General features: G+C 61.6%; 14 protein-coding genes. 4 read left to right on the forward strand and 10 right to left on the reverse strand.

Annotated features, from left to right (window positions below; genetic code table 11):
• The first annotated feature begins 1 nt into the window (after position 1).
• Positions 2-718: an RNA pyrophosphohydrolase gene (locus DFR45_RS01715; RefSeq protein ID WP_114481958.1), complete on the forward strand. Its 717-nt coding sequence runs from the start codon at positions 2-4 to the stop codon at positions 716-718.
• A 48-nt stretch (positions 719-766) separates the two neighbouring features.
• On the opposite strand, the gene proB is transcribed toward DFR45_RS01715, so the two are convergent.
• The 4 genes from proB to rplU form a co-directional block, all read right to left on the reverse strand.
• Entirely contained in the window at positions 767-1,906 is a 1,140-nt protein-coding gene (proB, locus tag DFR45_RS01720) for a glutamate 5-kinase (RefSeq protein ID WP_114481959.1), read from the reverse strand.
• A gap of 54 nt (positions 1,907-1,960) precedes the next feature.
• Positions 1,961-3,046, reverse strand: coding sequence for an Obg family GTPase CgtA (gene cgtA / locus DFR45_RS01725; RefSeq protein ID WP_114481960.1), 1,086 nt, complete (start codon positions 3,044-3,046; stop codon positions 1,961-1,963).
• Positions 3,047-3,404: 358 nt separating this feature from the next.
• Positions 3,405-3,674, reverse strand: coding sequence for a 50S ribosomal protein L27 (gene rpmA / locus DFR45_RS01730; protein ID WP_114481961.1), 270 nt, complete (start codon positions 3,672-3,674; stop codon positions 3,405-3,407).
• Positions 3,675-3,686: 12 nt separating this feature from the next.
• On the reverse strand, positions 3,687-3,998 hold the full coding sequence (gene rplU, locus DFR45_RS01735) for a 50S ribosomal protein L21 (protein ID WP_114481962.1): 312 nt from the start codon (positions 3,996-3,998) through the stop codon (positions 3,687-3,689).
• Between the two features lie 269 nt (positions 3,999-4,267).
• Between rplU and DFR45_RS01740 the strand changes: the two genes are divergently transcribed.
• Positions 4,268-5,065 carry an outer membrane protein assembly factor BamD gene (locus DFR45_RS01740; protein WP_114481963.1) on the forward strand — a complete coding sequence of 266 codons (798 nt, stop codon included), beginning with the start codon at positions 4,268-4,270 and terminating at the stop codon, positions 5,063-5,065.
• A 58-nt stretch (positions 5,066-5,123) separates the two neighbouring features.
• Positions 5,124-5,903, forward strand: coding sequence for a PP2C family protein-serine/threonine phosphatase (locus tag DFR45_RS01745; RefSeq protein WP_114481964.1), 780 nt, complete (start codon positions 5,124-5,126; stop codon positions 5,901-5,903).
• A gap of 11 nt (positions 5,904-5,914) precedes the next feature.
• Here the strand turns inward: DFR45_RS01745 and DFR45_RS01750 are convergent, their stop codons facing one another.
• From DFR45_RS01750 to DFR45_RS01770, 5 genes are all read right to left on the reverse strand, one after another.
• Positions 5,915-6,574, reverse strand: coding sequence for a hypothetical protein (locus DFR45_RS01750; RefSeq protein WP_144686924.1), 660 nt, complete (start codon positions 6,572-6,574; stop codon positions 5,915-5,917).
• On the reverse strand, positions 6,571-7,668 hold the full coding sequence (zapE, locus tag DFR45_RS01755) for a cell division protein ZapE (protein ID WP_114481966.1): 1,098 nt from the start codon (positions 7,666-7,668) through the stop codon (positions 6,571-6,573). Before zapE ends, DFR45_RS01750 begins: the two co-directional genes overlap by 4 nt.
• A gap of 73 nt (positions 7,669-7,741) precedes the next feature.
• Positions 7,742-9,181 (reverse strand): dihydrolipoyl dehydrogenase, encoded by a 1,440-nt coding sequence (gene lpdA, locus DFR45_RS01760; RefSeq protein WP_114481967.1) that lies wholly within the window; start codon positions 9,179-9,181, stop codon positions 7,742-7,744.
• An 84-nt stretch (positions 9,182-9,265) separates the two neighbouring features.
• Positions 9,266-10,537: a 2-oxoglutarate dehydrogenase complex dihydrolipoyllysine-residue succinyltransferase gene (gene odhB / locus DFR45_RS01765; RefSeq protein WP_114481968.1), complete on the reverse strand. Its 1,272-nt coding sequence runs from the start codon at positions 10,535-10,537 to the stop codon at positions 9,266-9,268.
• 48 nt (positions 10,538-10,585) lie between these two features.
• Complete coding sequence (locus tag DFR45_RS01770) at positions 10,586-13,468, reverse strand: 2-oxoglutarate dehydrogenase E1 component (RefSeq protein WP_114481969.1); 2,883 nt, start codon at positions 13,466-13,468, stop codon at positions 10,586-10,588.
• Positions 13,469-13,772: 304 nt separating this feature from the next.
• Between DFR45_RS01770 and DFR45_RS01775 the strand changes: the two genes are divergently transcribed.
• Positions 13,773-14,837 (forward strand): AI-2E family transporter, encoded by a 1,065-nt coding sequence (locus DFR45_RS01775; protein ID WP_114481970.1) that lies wholly within the window; start codon positions 13,773-13,775, stop codon positions 14,835-14,837.
• A gap of 79 nt (positions 14,838-14,916) precedes the next feature.
• Here the strand turns inward: DFR45_RS01775 and DFR45_RS01780 are convergent, their stop codons facing one another.
• A complete protein-coding gene (locus DFR45_RS01780) occupies positions 14,917-16,044 on the reverse strand; it encodes a branched-chain amino acid ABC transporter substrate-binding protein (RefSeq protein WP_114481971.1) in 1,128 nt (375 codons plus the stop codon).
• Positions 16,045-16,316: the final 272 nt, after the last annotated feature.

Raw genomic sequence — 16,316 nt, forward strand, 5'->3', positions numbered from 1 at the left:
TATGCTTGACCGGGACGGCTTTCGGCCGAACGTCGGCATCATCCTGCTCAACCAAAAAAACCAGGTGTTCTGGGGCAAACGCATACGCACCCACAGCTGGCAATTCCCGCAGGGCGGCATAGACCGGGGCGAAAGCCCCGAGCAGGCCATGTACCGCGAATTGCACGAAGAGGTGGGTCTGCGCCCGCAGCATGTGCGCCTGGTGGCCCGCACGCGGGACTGGTTGCGCTACGAGGTGCCTGACCGGTACATCCGCCGCGAATCGCGCGGACACTACAGGGGCCAGAAACAGATCTGGTATTTACTGCAACTGCTGGGCCACGACTGGGACTTGAACCTGCGTGCCACCGACCATCCGGAGTTCGACGCCTGGCGTTGGAACGACTACTGGGTGCCGCTGGACGTGGTGGTGGAGTTCAAGCGCGGCGTCTATGAAATGGCGCTGACCGAACTCGCGCGTTACCTGCCACGCAGCGAGCAGCAACGCAGCCGCTATCTGCGCAGCAACATGCGCGGCCCTCGCGACATGGCCGAGCGGCAGGGCGGCGGTTTCGCAGCGCGCACCGATTCCATGCCCCGCATGGGCTCTTTGCTGGTCAGCCCGGACGTGGAGCTTCCGCCGGGCGCAAGCTTCGACCCAGACCCGCAAAAGAGCGTTGCAGCTCCCACGGTGCCATGTGCGCCGGCCAGCCTGCAGGTGGTCAAGACTACCGGCTGACCAACCCGGCCCCGCCCATCGGACTGGCGCGGGACCGTCACACAAAACTCAGCCCGCCGTCAGCACCAGGTTGTCGCGGTGCACCATTTCCGGCTCGGCCTGGTAGCCCAGCAGCTTTTCGAATTCGGACGAGGGCTTGCGGCACAGCAAGCGCGCCTCGGCACTCGCGTAATTTGCGAGGCCGCGCGCGATTTCGCGCCCTTCGGGGTCGCGCACGGCGATCACGTCACCGCGTGAAAAATCGCCCTCCACCGCGGTCATGCCGATCGGCAGCAGGCTTTTGCCCTCGGCGCGCAGCTTGGCCGCGGCGCCCGCGTCCACGGTCACCGCGCCGCGCAGCTGCAGGTGGTCGGCCATCCACTGCTTGCGCGCCTGCAGTTTCGGCGTCTGAGCCAAGAGCAAGGTGCCTATGGGCTCGCCCTGCGCCAGACGCAGCAGCACGTCGGGCTCGCGTCCCCAGGCGATCACGGTGGAAGCGCCCGAACCTGCCGCGCGCTTGGCCGCGAGGATTTTCGTGATCATGCCGCCCTTGCCTATGCTCGAGCCCGCGCCGCCGGCCATGGCCTCGAGGGCCGGGTCGCCCGCCTGCGCCTCGTGCACGAACTGCGCCGCAGGGTCGCGGCGCGGGTCGGCGGTGTAGAGCCCTTTCTGGTCGGTGAGGATCACGAGCACGTCGGCTTCGATCAGGTTCGCCACGAGCGCGCCCAAGGTGTCGTTGTCGCCGAATTTGATCTCGTCGTTGACGACGGTGTCGTTTTCGTTGATGACCGGAACCACGCCCAGACGCAGCAGCGTCAGCAGGGTGGAGCGCGCATTCAGGTAGCGCTCGCGGTCGGCCAGGTCGGCGTGCGTGAGCAAGACCTGCGCGCTGCCCACGCCCTGCTCACGCAGCTTGGTTTCGTACATTTGCGCGAGGCCCATCTGGCCCACGGCGGCCGCGGCCTGTAGTTCGTGCACCAGTTTCGGGCGCGCGCTCCAGCCCAGACGCTTCATGCCTTCGGCAATGGCGCCGCTAGACACCAGCACCACCTCGCGGCGCACGCCGTCTGCGCCGCGCACCAGCGCTGCGAGCTGGCGGCTCCATTCACCCATCGCCGCCTCGTCGAGGCCGCGGCCTTCATTGGTGACCAGGCTCGAGCCCACCTTGACCACCCAGCGCCGGGCGTCGCGCAATACATTCGCAGCCATTTTTACTGTTTTTGGGCTTTAACGCTCTATATATGGGCGCTAGCAGCTATTGATTTAGGACTCATCGGAATGCGCTGCCGCATCCACCTCGAAGCGCGGATCACGCTCTGGCTGCGCATTTTCGGCTTTTTGCTCGGCCTGCACGTGCTGGTAGATGGCCTGCATCAAGGGCTCGCAGCCTTCGCGCGTGAGCGCCGAAATCTCGAACACCGGCCCCTTCCAGCGCATGCGTTTGACGAAGTCCTTGACGCGCGCGGCGCGCTCTTCGGCCGGCACCATGTCGAGCTTGTTGAGCACCAGCCAGCGCGGTTTGGCGTACAGCTTGGGGTCGTATTTTTTGAGCTCGGCCGCGATCGCCTTGGCCTGCGCCACCGGATCGACTTCGGGGTCGAACGGCGCCAGATCGACGACGTGCAGCAGCAAGCGCGTGCGCTGCAGATGGCGCAGGAATTGGTGCCCCAGCCCCGCGCCTTCGGACGCGCCTTCGATCAGCCCTGGAATGTCGGCGATCACGAAGCTCTGCTCCGGCCCCACGCGCACCACGCCGAGGTTGGGGTGCAGGGTCGTGAACGGATAGTCGGCGATCTTGGGGCGCGCGTTCGAAACCGCGGCAATCAGGGTCGATTTGCCCGCGTTGGGCATGCCAAGCAGCCCCACGTCGGCCAGCACCTTGAGTTCGAGCTTGAGGCTCTTCCTCTCGCCTGGCCAGCCCGGCGTTTTCTGCCGCGGCGCGCGGTTCACGGCGCTTTTGAAGCGCAGGTTGCCAAAGCCGCCATCGCCCCCTTTGGCGAGCAGCACCCTCTCCCCCGGCGTGAGCAGCTCGTGCAGCACTTCGCCAGTTTCGGCGTCGCTGATGATGGTGCCCACGGGCATCTTCAGCGTGATGTCGTCGCCGGCCGCGCCGAACATGTCCGAGCCCATGCCGTGCTCACCACGCTTGGCTTCGAAACGGCGCGTGTAGCGAAAATCGACGAGGGTGTTCAGGTTGGGATCGGCAAGCGCATAGACATGCCCGCCGCGCCCGCCATCGCCACCGTTCGGGCCACCGAACTCCTTGAATTTCTCGTGCCGGAACGACACGCAGCCGTTACCGCCGTCGCCGGCGGCAACGTCAATAGAGGCTTCATCGACGAACTTCATGGGAATCTAGTGTAGTGTTTGATGCTTGATGCGACCAATAAAACCGATGGATTTTTGGTCTGGGTAAGGCGCAAACCGCAGCGATACCGGGTGGTATCGCGAGGATTTGCAACGCGGCCCAGGCCGAAAAGACGCGGTTTTATGTCGCAGATAGCGTCGAACACTACACTAGTGTACGCAAGTGCAAAAACCACGCCGCAGGCAAATGCCTTGCTGCAGCAAGAACCATCAAACTGCTGCCCAAACCGCAAATTACAAGTCATTCGCCGCAGCAAACGAGGCGCCGAAACAACGCGCCGAAAATGCGAAAGCCCCGACCAAGCGGGGCTTTGCCGATGACAGCAGGAAAAGCCCGTACTCAGGCCGCCGCTGCCACGGGAATCACGCTGACCGTCTGCTTGGACAGAGCACCCTTGGTGCCGAAGGACACCTGACCATCAACCAGTGCAAACAGGGTATGGTCGCGCCCGACTGCCACGTTCGTGCCGGCGTGAAAGCGCGTGCCGCGCTGGCGCACGATGATCGAGCCTGCACTAACTGCCTGACCACCGAAGGCCTTCACACCCAACATCTTGGGCTTGGAATCACGCCCGTTACGCGTAGAGCCGCCGCCTTTTTTCTGTGCCATGACATTCGCTCCTCAAACGGAAATTGCACCGATGCGCAGCTCGGTGAACTGCTGGCGGTGGCCTTGGCGTTTTTGGTAATGCTTGCGCCGACGCATCTTGAAAATGCGCACCTTGTCGTGCTTGCCATGCGCCACCACGGTGGCCGTGACCGTCGCGCCGGACACCAGGGGAGTGCCCACCTTGAGCTCGGCGCCGTTTCCGACGGCCAGAACCTGGTCGATCACGATATCCTGGCCTACGTCCGCAGCAATCTGTTCTACTTTGATCTTCTCGCCGGGGGCAACGCGATACTGCTTGCCACCGGTTTTTATGACCGCGTACATGGGAACCTCTTCTGAAATTTCGAAAGAATCTCTGCCTGTCTTTTTTGCAGAGCCGTATATTCTACCACGGCCAAGTCCGGCTTTTCCTTCCAGCTTTTCCTTGGCATCGCAAGACCCATCCCCCATCGTGGTGCGCAAAGCCTCCTCGTCTCTTGCCAGCCTCCTGTTTGCTGTCTCCTGTTTGCACATCCCCCGCTACAATCCCCGCGACGCTCAAGAAGTCCGCGCCTTTGGCTCGCTTGCGCGTTTTTGTCTGAAAGTTACCTGCGATGCTGCGCCCTATCTCGCCTTTTGTTATTGTCTTTCTGGCTTGCGGCATTCTGACCGCCTGCTCCAGCACTCCCGCCGACCCCACAGCAGGCTGGAGTCCGAACCGTATCTATTCTGAGGCCAAAGATGAAATGAACGGTGGCGCTTTTGACAAGGCCATCGATCTTTACGAAAAACTCGAAGGTCGTGCAGCAGGCACACCGCTGGCGCAGCAAGCCCAACTCGAAAAGGCTTACGCCCAGTACAAAAACGGTGAAAAGGCCCAAGCCATTGCAACGCTGGATCGCTTCATGAAGCTGCATCCAGCAAGTCCCGCGCTCGACTATGCGCTCTACCTCAAAGGCATCATCAATTTCAACGATGATCTCGGCCTGTTTTCATGGATCTCGCGCCAGGATCTTTCCGAGCGCGACCAAAAAGCCGCCAAAGATTCTTTCGAGGCTTTTCGTGAATTGGTGACGCGCTTTCCGGACTCCAAATACGCCCCCGATGCGCGCCAGCGCATGGTGTATATCGTGAACGCTCTGGCCCAGTACGAGGTACACGTTGCGCGTTACTACTACAAACGCGGTGCCTACGTCGCGGCCATCAACCGGGCGCAGGCTGCCTTGGCCGAATACAAAGACGTGCCTGCGCTCGAGGAAGCCCTCTATATCCTCATGCAGTCTTACGATGCGCTGGGCATGACGCAATTGCGCGACGACACGCGCCGCGTGCTGGAAGCCTCATTTCCACAAAGCATCTATCTGAGCCAGGGCCTCAAGCCCAAGTCCAACCCCTGGTGGAAGTTGTGGTGATGCGGGCGCCGGAGTTCGCTCTGTGCAAAGCCCCGCGGTTTTGCACCCGCATGCGCCCATGAAGCGTGCCTTTCGTCTTGTTGGCGCCACCGGCATTCACAAGGGCGACCGTGAATACCAGCAAGATCAGGTAGCGCTACTGGCGCATCCCCATCACAAAGGCTGTGTTCTTGCCGTCGTTGCCGATGGCATGGGGGGCCGCAGTGGCGGCCGCAAAGCATCGGATCAGGTGCTGCTGACGGCCCGCCAGCGCTTTGAGCGCTACGCCCCACAGGTTGACGATCCTGCAGAATTTCTCGAAAACATCGTCACCGAAGCGCACATCGTCATCCGCCTCACTGCACTCTCGGCCGAAGAAGAGCCCCACAGTACGCTCGCGGCCTTTTTGATCAACCCCAGCGGCACCTGTCACTGGGTGCACTCCGGGGATTCGCGTCTCTACCATTTTCGCAACGGTCGCCTGCTCTTTCGCACCAAGGACCATTCTTATGTGCAGGCGCTGGTCGATCGAGGCGAACTGACCGAAGCCGAAGCGCAAAACCATCCACGCGCCAATATTCTTCTGGGCTGCCTTGGTACGGACAGCGACCCGCCTGCAGCCCTGCACACCATCGAAAACCTGCAGCCGGGGGATGTGCTCCTCGCTTGCAGCGACGGGCTCTGGCATTACTTCACCTCGGCGGAACTCGCGGCGGTCGTTGACGCGCTCACGCCACGCGAAGCCAGCGAATTTCTGATCGAAAAAGCCCGCGCCCGCGCCCAGGGCAGCGGAGACAATCTTTGTCTCGCCGTGGTCAAGATAGAGGCTGCGTCGCCAAGCCACGCAAGCGCCGTATAACGCAGCATACGCTACGGGGCCGGCGGCAAGGGGGCGGCAGATTTGTGCCCGGCGGCGGCATTTTCGGCGCGCTTCTTTTCGAGGCGTGCCCGGTGTTCCTGCGCGTCGCGCTGTTTTTCGGCGTAGCGCGCCCGCTCGCGCGGGACTTGCTCGGTATCGGCGCGCGCACGGCGCTCTTGCTGTGCGGCCTGGCTTTGCTGGTGTGCTCGGGCGTCCTGCGCGCGGTGTTCGGCATCGCGCGCGCGCTGCTGCTGTTGTGCGGCCGGATCGGGCTTTTTGCGCACCGTACCCTGCCCTGCGGGCGGGGGCTTGGCTGCGTCGCTTTGCTTTTTCTCGATCTCGCGCAGGCGTTCTGCAGCCTTGCGCTTGCGCTCGAGGTCGTTGAGTTCAAGTTCGCGCTGTCGCAACGGCGCCTCGGCCTGGCGTGCACGCTTGCGCGCGTCCCGCAGACAATCCTCGACGGCAAAGCGCTGGTAGCACGCCTTTTCTTCACGCGCGCGCTGCTGTGCGATCGCCGCGCGTTGCTGTTGGATGTGGGAACGTTCGGCCCGGATGCCATCTTCAGGTGCATCGGAGTCTGCAGCGGGCTGAGCATATGCAGCCGCTACGCTTGCACAGAGCACCAATGCCAGCAGGCGCGCTCCCAGTCCAGTATGGCGCAATGCACTCATGTCAACCCCGTATCTACGCTGCGGCGCTCGAGCGCCAGGTATTCTTTGGACTGCATCTCGTGCAGCCGCGACACCGTGCGCGGAAATTCATGCGCGAGCGGCCCTTCGGTGTAGAGCTGCTCAGGCGGCACCGCGGCCGAGAGGATCAGCTTGACGCGCCGGTCGTACAACACATCGATGAGCAGCGTAAAGCGCCGCGCCGCGGAAGCCATGCTCGCGCTCATCGCCGGCACGTCGGACAGCAGTACCGTGTGAAAGCGCGTGGCGATTTCGAGGTAGTCGTTTTGCGAGCGCGGCCCGTCGCACAGCGTGCGAAAGTCGAACCACACCACCCCGCCCGAGCGGCGCCGTGCGCGCAATTCGCGCCCCTCGATGTGCAGCAGCGGATCTTCGTCCGGGCCTTCGGCAAGCTGCTCGAAAGCCTGGTTCATCGCCGCATCCGCCTGTGGACCGAGCGGCATGTGGTACAGCTGCACCTGCTCGAGCGTGCGCCGCCGGTAGTCGGTGCCGTTGTCCACGTTCACGACCTCGAGCTTTTCCTTGAGCAGTGCGATCGCGGGCAGGATGCGGTCGCGGTGCAGACCGTTCGGGTACAGATCGTCGGGCGCGAAGTTGGACGTGGTGACGAAACCCACGCCGTTGTCGAACAAAGCCACGAGCAGGCGGTGCAGGATCATCGCGTCGGTGATGTCGGCGACATGGAACTCATCGAAGCAGATGAGCTTGTAGCGCTTGGCGATGCGCGCCCCGAGCGCGTCGAGCGGATCGACCGTGCCTTGCAGCGCGGCAAGCTCGCGGTGCACCTCGCGCATGAACTCGTGGAAGTGCAGGCGCACCTTGCGCTTGATCGGCACCGCCTGGAAAAAGCAGTCCATCAGAAAGCTTTTGCCACGCCCCACGCCGCCGTACATATACACGCCGCGCGGCACCTCGGGACGGTTGATGAGCTTTTTGAGCGCGTTCGAGCGCCGCGCTTTGTAGCTGGCCCATTCGTCGGCGCAACGCTGCAGCGCCTGCACGGCCCGCAGCTGCGCCGGATCGCTGTGAAAGCCTTTAGCAGCGAGTGCGGCGTAGTAGGCCTCTTTGACGTTCACGTTGGATTTCTATGAAAAGAATAGCTGCTAGCGCTTGATACATAAGCGCTAAAGGCCAATTTCTCTATGAATTTCAGAAGTTGAGCGTGCGCTTGTCCACCGCGAGCGCGGCCTCCTTGGTGGCCTCGCTCAGGCTCGGGTGCGCGTGGCAGATGCGCGCGATGTCCTCGCTGCTGGCCTTGAACTCCATCGCCACCACAGCCTCGGCGATGAGCTCGCTCGCCATGGGGCCGATGATGTGCACGCCCAGGATTTCGTCGGTGTCGGCATCGGCCAGCATCTTCACCATGCCCGTGGTGTCGCCGAGCGCACGCGCACGGCCATTCGCAAGGAACGGGAAGGTGCCCGCCTTGTAGCGCACGCCGTCGGCCTTGAGCTGCTGCTCGGTGCGCCCGACCCAGGCGATTTCGGGGCTGGTGTAGATCACCCACGGGATGGTGCCAAAGTTGACATGCCCATGCTGACCCGCGATGCGCTCGGCCACGGCCACGCCCTCTTCCTCGGCCTTGTGCGCCAGCATGGGGCCGCGCACCACATCGCCCACGGCCCACACGCCGGGCAGGTTGGTTTTGCAATCGGCATCGACGACGATGGCGCCGCGCTCGTCGAGCTGCAGGCCCACGGCCTCGGCGTTGAGCCCCGCGGTATGCGGCACACGCCCGATCGAGACGATGAGCTTGTCCACCTCGAGCGTTTGCGCCGCGCCTTGGGCGTCGGTGTAGGCGATGGTGAGCGCGGCTTTCGCCCCCCTGCCGGTCTTCTTGACCTCATCGACCTTGACGCCAAGCGCAATCTTGAGGCCCTGTTTGTCGAAGGCTTTTTTCGCCTCCTTGGCGATCTGCTCGTCGGCCGCACCCAAAAAGGTCGGCAGCGCTTCAAGGATGGTGACCTCGGCACCGAGCCGGCGCCACACCGAGCCCATCTCAAGGCCGATCACGCCAGAGCCGATCAGCCCGAGCCGCTTGGGTACCGCCCCCATGCGCAGCGCACCGTCGTTGGACAGCACGAGTTCCTCGTCGAAAGGCACGCCAGGCAAAGCGCGCGGGCTGGACCCCGTGGCGACGATGACCTGCTTGCCGAGAAGGGTTTCTTCGGTAGCACCCGACACCTTGATTTCGTAACCGGATTCGGTCGCCCCAACGAACGAGCCCTGGCCGTGAAAAAAGCTGACCTTGTTCTTCTTGAACAGGTAGAGGATGCCGTCGTTGTTCTGCTTCACGACCGCATCCTTGCGTCCGATCATTTTCGGAACGTCGATCTTCACATTGCTCGCGCTGATACCGTGCTCTGAAAAATGGAGCTTGGCATGCTCGAAATACTCCGAGGACTGCAGCAGCGCCTTCGAAGGAATGCAGCCGACATTGGTGCAGGTGCCGCCCGGCGCGGGGCCGCCACTGGCGTTTTTCCACGCATCGATACAGGCCACGTTGAAGCCCAACTGCGCGGCGCGTATGGCCGCAATGTAGCCGCCGGGGCCTGCGCCGATGACGACGACATCGAATGATTTGGACATGGGAAATTCTCTGGTTCGGTGAACGAAAAACCCACGCGCAGCAGCACCGGCAAAAGCCTGCTGCACGGTGGGCATACAGATGGCTCAGATGTCAAACAGCAGGCGCGCGGGGTCTTCGAGCGCCTCCTTCATTGCGACCAAACCGAGCACGGCCTCACGACCGTCGATGATGCGGTGGTCATACGACATGGCGAGGAAGTTGATCGGACGGATCACGATCTGGCCGTTTTCGACCACGGCGCGCTCCTTGGTCGCGTGCACGCCGAGAATGGCCGACTGCGGCGGGTTGATGATGGGCGTAGAGAGCATGGAGCCGAACACGCCACCGTTGGAGATCGAAAAGGTGCCACCCGTGAGCTCCTCGAGCCCAAGCTTGCCGTCCTTGGCTTTTTGTCCGAATTCGGCGATTTTCTTTTCGATCTCGGCAAAGCTCATCTGGTCGGCGTTGCGCAAAATGGGCACCACCAGGCCACGCGGGCTGCCCACGGCGATACCAATGTCGAAGTAGCCGTGGTAGATGATGTCGTTGCCATCGACCGATGCATTGAGGATCGGATATTTTTTGAGCGCATGCACGGCCGCCTTGACGAAAAAGCTCATGAAGCCAAGCTTGACGCCGTGCTCCTTCTCGAACTTTTCCTGGAACTTCTTGCGCATCTCCATCACCGGGGCCATGTTGACCTCGTTGAAGGTCGTGAGGATGGCGTTGGTGGCCTGCGATTGCAGCAGGCGCTCGGCGATGCGCGCGCGCAGCCGGCTCATGGGCACGCGCTGCTCGGGGCGATCGCCCAGATTCGGCGCAGGCACAGGCGCCGCCACGGCGGGCAGCGTGGGCGGCTTGACACCCGTCGGGATGCTGGGGGCAGCCGGTTTGGCAGCACCCGTAGCGAGGGCGCCAAGCACGTCGCCCTTGGTGATGCGCCCATCTTTGCCGGTTCCGGTGACGGCTGCAGCAGACAGTTGCTGCTCCGCCATCAATTTGGCCGCAGCAGGCATGGCCACACCCGCTTTCGCACCGGATGCCGGTGTCGGTGCTGGCGCCGCCGCCGCGGCGGGCGCTGCGGCCGTGGCAGGACTCGCGGGCACAGAAGCGGCGGCCTGTGCGCCGGCAACGCCTTCGGTGTCGATCTTTGCGATCACCTGATCCGACACCACGGTACCACCATCGCCGACGACGATTTCCGTGAGCACGCCCGAGGCTGGTGCCGGCACTTCGAGCACCACCTTGTCGGTTTCGATCTCGATGAGGATCTCGTCCTCTGTCACGGGGTCACCGACTTTTTTCTTCCAATTCAACAGCGTGGCCTCGGCCACGGATTCCGACAGTTGCGGGACTTTGACTTCTACGATAGCCATGAGAATTCTTTCGTAAAGGGTTTTGTTCTGAGGGGGTTTATGGCCTTGTCATTTGGTCAGGACAAAACCCTTGAGCTTGGCGAAAGCGGCTTCGACCAAGGCTTTTTGCTGCTCCTGGTGCAAATGCGCGTAACCGACCGCCGGCGAGGCCGAGGCTGCGCGGCCCGCATAGCCGAGTCGTTGACCGTCGAGCATGTTCTCGTGGATGTAGTGCTGCACGAAGAACCAGGCACCCTGGTTTTGCGGCTCGTCTTGACACCAGACGAGGTCCGTGGCCGCGGGGTACTTCTTGAGCTCGGCGGCAAAGGCGCGGTGCGGGAACGGGTAGAGCTGCTCGACGCGCACGATGGCCACATCGTCGGCGCCTTTTTCGGCACGTTTTTGCACGAGGTCATAGTAGACCTTGCCCGAACAGGCGATCACCCGCTTGACCTTGGCGGCTTTCTTGAGCACGCCCTCGTCCTGCTCGCCAATGATGGTTTGAAAACCGCCCTTCGTGAACTCGGACAAAGGCGAAGTAGCTTCCTTGCGGCGCAGCAGCGACTTTGGTGTAAACAAAATCAAAGGCTTGCGCAGATCGCGCAGCATTTGCCGCCGCAATACGTGGAAAATTTGGCTCGCCGTGGTCGGCTGCACGAGCTGCATGTTGGTATCCGCAGCCAGCTGCATGAAGCGCTCGACGCGCGCTGAGCTGTGTTCGGGGCCCTGCCCTTCGTAGCCATGCGGCAGCATCAACGTAACCCCGTTGAGGCGCCCCCATTTGACCTCGCCCGAAGCGATGAACTGGTCGATCACCACCTGCGCGCCATTCGCGAAGTCGCCGAATTGAGCCTCCCAGATCACGAGCGAATTCGGATCGTTCGACGCATAGCCGTACTCGAAGGCGAGCACGGCTTCCTCGGACAGGATGGAGTCGATGACGACGAAGGGCGCCTGATTGTCGGCCACATGGTTGAGCGGCACATAGGTTCCCGCATCCCAACGTTCGCGGTTCTGGTCATGGATCACGGCATGGCGGTGCGAGAACGTGCCGCGGCCGCTGTCCTCGCCGGAAAGGCGCACGGGGTAGCCGCTCGCCACGAGCGAGGCAAAAGCCATGTGCTCGCCCATGCCCCAGTCGACGGGGATTTCGCCACGGCCCATCGCAGCGCGGTCGTCATAGACCTTCTTGACCAAGGGGTGCGGCGTGATGCTGTCGGGCAAGGTCGTCAGGCGCTCAGCCAAACGTTTCCACTCGGAAAGCGGGATCGTCGTGTCGCAGGCATCCGTCCACTTCTGGCCGAGAAAGCGCGACCAGTCCACCGCATATTTGCGCTGCACATTGGCGATCACCGGCGCCACAGGATGCTTGCCTTCTTCGAGTGCACTGCGGTAGGCACGGGCAAGCTCATCGCCGAGCGTGTCGCCTAGCCCTTGCGCGGCGAGCTTGTCCGCATAGAGCTTGCGCGTGCCGGGATGGGCCGCGATGCGCTTGTACATCAAAGGCTGCGTGATGCTGGGCGTGTCTTGCTCGTTGTGGCCCAGCCGGCGAAAGCAAGTGATGTCCACCACCACGTCTTGGTGGAACTCCATGCGAAACTCGAGCGCAAGCTGGGAAGCGAGCACGACGGCTTCAGGGTCGTCCCCATTCACGTGCAACACCGGCGCCTCGACCATTTTCACGATGTCCGTGCAGTACACAGTCGAGCGCATGTCGCGCGGATCGGAAGTGGTAAAGCCGATCTGGTTGTTGATGACGATATGCACCGTACCGCCCGTGGTGTAACCACGCGTTTGCGCGAGTGCCAAAGTCTCTTGATTCACCCCTTGGCCACCAAAAGCTGCATCTCCGTGCACCAGCACGGGCAGCACTTCCATTTGGCTCGCTTTGATATCGCCGCGGCGATCCATGCGCGCGCGCGCCGAACCCTCGACCACGGGGTTGACGATTTCGAGGTGCGATGGGTTGAAGGCCAGCGACAAATGCACTGGACCGCCCGGCGTCGCCACATCGGAGCTGAAGCCCTGGTGGTATTTCACGTCGCCTGCGGGCAAGTCCTCGGGTGCCTTGTGCTCGAACTCGGCGAACAGGTCTGCGGGCATTTTGCCCAGCACGTTGACGAGCACGTTCAAACGCCCGCGGTGCGCCATGCCGATCACGATTTCCTGCACGCCCTTGATGCCGGCCTGCTGGATCAACTCGTCCATCGCCGGAATGAAACTCTCACCTCCCTCGAGCGAAAAGCGCTTTTGCCCCACGTACTTGGTGTGCAGGTAGCGCTCCAAACCTTCCGCGGCCGTCAGACGCTGCAGGATGTGTTTTTTCTTTTCTGCATCGAACTGCGGCTTGCTGCGGATGCTCTCGAGCTTTTGCTGCCACCAACGCTTTTGCGCCTGGTTGGTGGTGTGCATGAACTCTGCCCCCAGCGTACCGCAGTAGGTTTCGTGCAGCGCATTGAGCAATTCGCGCAAAGACATCTTGTCTTTGCCAAAAAACGTATTGCTGGTGTCGAACACCGTTTCGAAGTCGGCGTCCGTAAAGCCATAAAACGACGGCTCAAGCTCCGGGATGTCAGGGCGCTCGGCGCGCTTGAGCGGGTCGAGATCGGCCCAGCGCTGCCCTACGTTGCGGTACGCAGCGATCAGCTGCTGCACCGCCGTGCGCTTGCGCCCCATCTCGGCGTCGGCGCTGGCCACCACGACCTTGGTGCCGCCTTGTTTGGCGCGCTCGGCAAAGGCATTGATGACGGGAAGGTGCGGGATGTCGCGTGCGTTGGTGCCATCGACGGCGGGCACGTGCTGCAGGGCATCGAAATAATCACGCCAGTTCTCCGGCACGCTGGCCGGATTGACGAGGTACTTTTCGTAGAGCTCTTCGACGTAAGGCGCGTTGCCGCCGAAAAGATACGTGTTGCTCAGAAAGGCTTGATAAACGGATGGCGAATCGCTCATATTGCGCTGACCTCCGCCTCCCTGCGGGAGGCATTAGCTGGTTGGGAAACCTTCCGCGACACGGCTGAACCGGTTGGCGGATGCGACTGTGGCTGGGGAAGGGCCGGTAGCAGGGTGGATTTTGCCACTGAAACATAAACCCGGATTGTTCATCAGGACGCGGCATGATCATTCCTCGTCATTGCGAGGGCCGACGGCCCACGGCCCGCAGCAAACCATGGAGCCTTGGCAACAGCGCCTGCACACGCCGCAATGGGACAAGTCGCTTACAGTGTCTCGTTTTCTCCTTCGCAAAAGCCCGCGCATGAACTCGCCGACCTTGCAAAACAAGACCTTCGCCCTCTTGCTGACCGCAGTCACGCTGGCTTTCGGCGCCATCTTGTGGCAATTCCATGGGGCGATTTTTTGGGGCGGCGCGCTTGCGATTTTGTTTTCGCCATTGCACCGCAAGTTGTTACGCCGGATGCCCAATCGGCACAACCTCGCTGCCCTTGCCACCTTGCTGCTGTGTCTGCTCGGGGTCATCTTCCCGGTGGGGCTGGTGGGCCTTTCATTGATCCAGGAAGCGAGCGCTGTCTATCAACGTGTGAATTCCGGGCAACTCAATTTCGGCATCTATTTACAACAGATCATCGACGCCTTACCCCCCACCCTGGCCAGACTTCTGGACCATTTTCATTTGGCCACGGCCGCAGAAGTGCAGGCACGACTGGCCTCCGCTGCCGGACAAATCAGCCAATTCATCGCCACGCAAGCCTTGAACATAGGCCAAAACACGGTGCAGTTTTTCGTAGGCTTTGGCGTGATGCTGTACCTGTTGTTCTTCTTGCTGCGCGATGGCGCGACATTGGTGCATCGCATCAGCCATGCCGTGCCCCTGGATCGCCACCATAAGCGCCAATTGGCCGACAAATTCACCACCGTGATTCGCGCCACCATCAAGGGCAACCTCGTTGTCGCGGCCTGCCAAGGTGCGCTTGGAGGGTTCATTTTCTGGGCATTGGGCATCCAGGGGGCGGTGCTCTGGGGTGTTCTCATGGCCTTCTTGTCGCTGCTCCCGGCGATAGGCGCGGGATTGATCTGGGCGCCTGTAGCCATTTACTTCCTCGCCACGGGTGCCGTCTGGCAAGGTTTGGTACTGACGGGATTCGGCCTGGGAGTGATCGGGCTGATTGACAACTTGCTGCGCCCCGTTCTGGTCGGAAAAGACACGCGCATGCCCGACTATGTCGTGCTGATTTCCACACTTGGGGGGATGGCGCTCTTTGGCCTCACGGGCTTCGTGATAGGCCCGACCATCGCCGCATTGTTCATCGCCTGCTGGGATTTGTTTGCGCCCCTCGACGACACCAGTGCCGGGCAGCAATAAAAAACCTGCACCCCCGTTCGAGACGGGCGGTGCAGGTTTTTTGGAGATCCGTCGATCAATCGATCAGACGATCAGACAATCAGTTCAACGGGGTCTTCTTGCCGTCTTTGTAGTAGTACAAAGAAATCGCAGGGTTTTTGAGTTCACCGTTGGGTTCGAACGCGATGGTCGCTGTGACACCTTGGTAGTTGGACTTGAGCAGATAAGGAATGTAGACCTTGGGATCCCAAGAATTTGCGCGCTTCATGGCATCTGCGAACAGCATGGTCGCGTCATAGGTGTAAGGGCTGTAAATCTGGTACTGCCCAGGGAACTTGGCATCGTAGCGCGCCTTCCAGGCCAGACCGCCAGGCATTTTGGCGAGCGAAGTGCCCCCTTCAGCGCAAACCACGTTTTCCAACGTCTTGGCGCCAGCGGACAACTTGGCGATTTCTGTCGTACAAACGCCATCGCCACCGAAGAACTTGGTCTTGGTCATACCCAGTTGCTCCATCTGGCGCAACATCGGCCCCGCCTGGGGATCCATGCCGCCAAAAAAGATGGCGTCCGGGTTCTTGGACTTGATGGCGGTCAAAATGGCCATGAAGTCCGTCGCTTTGTCGTTCGTGAACTCTTCGTCGACGACCTTCATCCCTTTGGCAAGAGCGGTCTTTTTGAAAGCCTCGGCCACCCCTTGTCCATAGGCAGTGCGGTCATCGACGATTGCCACGGTCTTGAGCTTGAGCGTATCTGCCGCGTAAGAGGCCAGCCCAGCACCCAAAGCATTGTCATTCGCGATGATGCGAAACGAGGTGTTGTAGCCCGGCTTCATCAGGGCGGGGTTGGTCGAAGACCCCGTGATGTGCGGAATGCCGCATTCGTTATAAATCTTGGCCGCAGGAATCGTCGTTCCGGAGTTCAAGTGGCCCACTACACCGGCGACCTTGGCATCGCACAATTTTTGTGCCACCGCCGTGCCCTGCTTCGGATCGGCCGCATCGTCTTCGGGCACCAGTTCGAACTTGACTTTTTTGCCGCCAATGGTCATGCCCCGCGCGTTCAAGTCCTCGATGGCCATGCGCGCGCCGTTTTCGTTGTCCTTGCCGTAATGCGCCTGCGGGCCGGAAAGCGGAGCCACATGGCCGATCTTGATGACCTGCTCCTGTGCCGAGGCTGCGCCGACGGCAGCCAAGCCAGCGATGAACGTAAGTTTCCATTTCAGTTGCATAGAAATTCTCCAGTAAAGATGAAATGCTGAGAGCGTTTTTATCCCAGATTGTTCATCAGGACGCGGGATGATGGCGAGGCGGCTGGCGTGGCAGTTTGGCTGCGGCTGAGGAGTGCGTGGTGGTGTCACGAACGACGAAGCCGCGACCAAAATGACCGGCAGGCGCCCTCCAGCGCCCGCGTAGGTGCGAAGCACCGCCCAATGGACAATCTGGGGTTATATCTCAACACGCGGAACATAACGCAATTTATGGGCCAGTTGGTGCGCTTTGT

This window comes from Extensimonas vulgaris, from assembly GCF_003337425.1.
Lineage (GTDB): Bacteria > Pseudomonadota > Gammaproteobacteria > Burkholderiales > Burkholderiaceae_C > Extensimonas > Extensimonas vulgaris.

Bases quoted from the DNA above. Each gene is read 5' to 3' on its own strand.
- DFR45_RS01770 (WP_114481969.1), bottom strand. From the start codon at position 13,468: ATGAGCGATTCGCCATCCGTTTATCAAGCCTTTCTGAGCAACACGTAT.
- lpdA (WP_114481967.1), bottom strand. From the start codon at position 9,181: ATGTCCAAATCATTCGATGTCGTCGTCATCGGCGCAGGCCCCGGCGGC.
- odhB (WP_114481968.1), bottom strand. From the start codon at position 10,537: ATGGCTATCGTAGAAGTCAAAGTCCCGCAACTGTCGGAATCCGTGGCC.
- DFR45_RS01715 (WP_114481958.1), top strand. From the start codon at position 2: ATGCTTGACCGGGACGGCTTTCGGCCGAACGTCGGCATCATCCTGCTC.
- DFR45_RS01745 (WP_114481964.1), top strand. From the start codon at position 5,124: ATGAAGCGTGCCTTTCGTCTTGTTGGCGCCACCGGCATTCACAAGGGC.
- proB (WP_114481959.1), bottom strand. From the start codon at position 1,906: ATGGCTGCGAATGTATTGCGCGACGCCCGGCGCTGGGTGGTCAAGGTG.
- DFR45_RS01750 (WP_144686924.1), bottom strand. From the start codon at position 6,574: ATGAGTGCATTGCGCCATACTGGACTGGGAGCGCGCCTGCTGGCATTG.
- cgtA (WP_114481960.1), bottom strand. From the start codon at position 3,046: ATGAAGTTCGTCGATGAAGCCTCTATTGACGTTGCCGCCGGCGACGGC.
- rplU (WP_114481962.1), bottom strand. From the start codon at position 3,998: ATGTACGCGGTCATAAAAACCGGTGGCAAGCAGTATCGCGTTGCCCCC.
- DFR45_RS01780 (WP_114481971.1), bottom strand. From the start codon at position 16,044: ATGCAACTGAAATGGAAACTTACGTTCATCGCTGGCTTGGCTGCCGTC.
- DFR45_RS01740 (WP_114481963.1), top strand. From the start codon at position 4,268: ATGCTGCGCCCTATCTCGCCTTTTGTTATTGTCTTTCTGGCTTGCGGC.
- rpmA (WP_114481961.1), bottom strand. From the start codon at position 3,674: ATGGCACAGAAAAAAGGCGGCGGCTCTACGCGTAACGGGCGTGATTCC.
- DFR45_RS01775 (WP_114481970.1), top strand. From the start codon at position 13,773: ATGAACTCGCCGACCTTGCAAAACAAGACCTTCGCCCTCTTGCTGACC.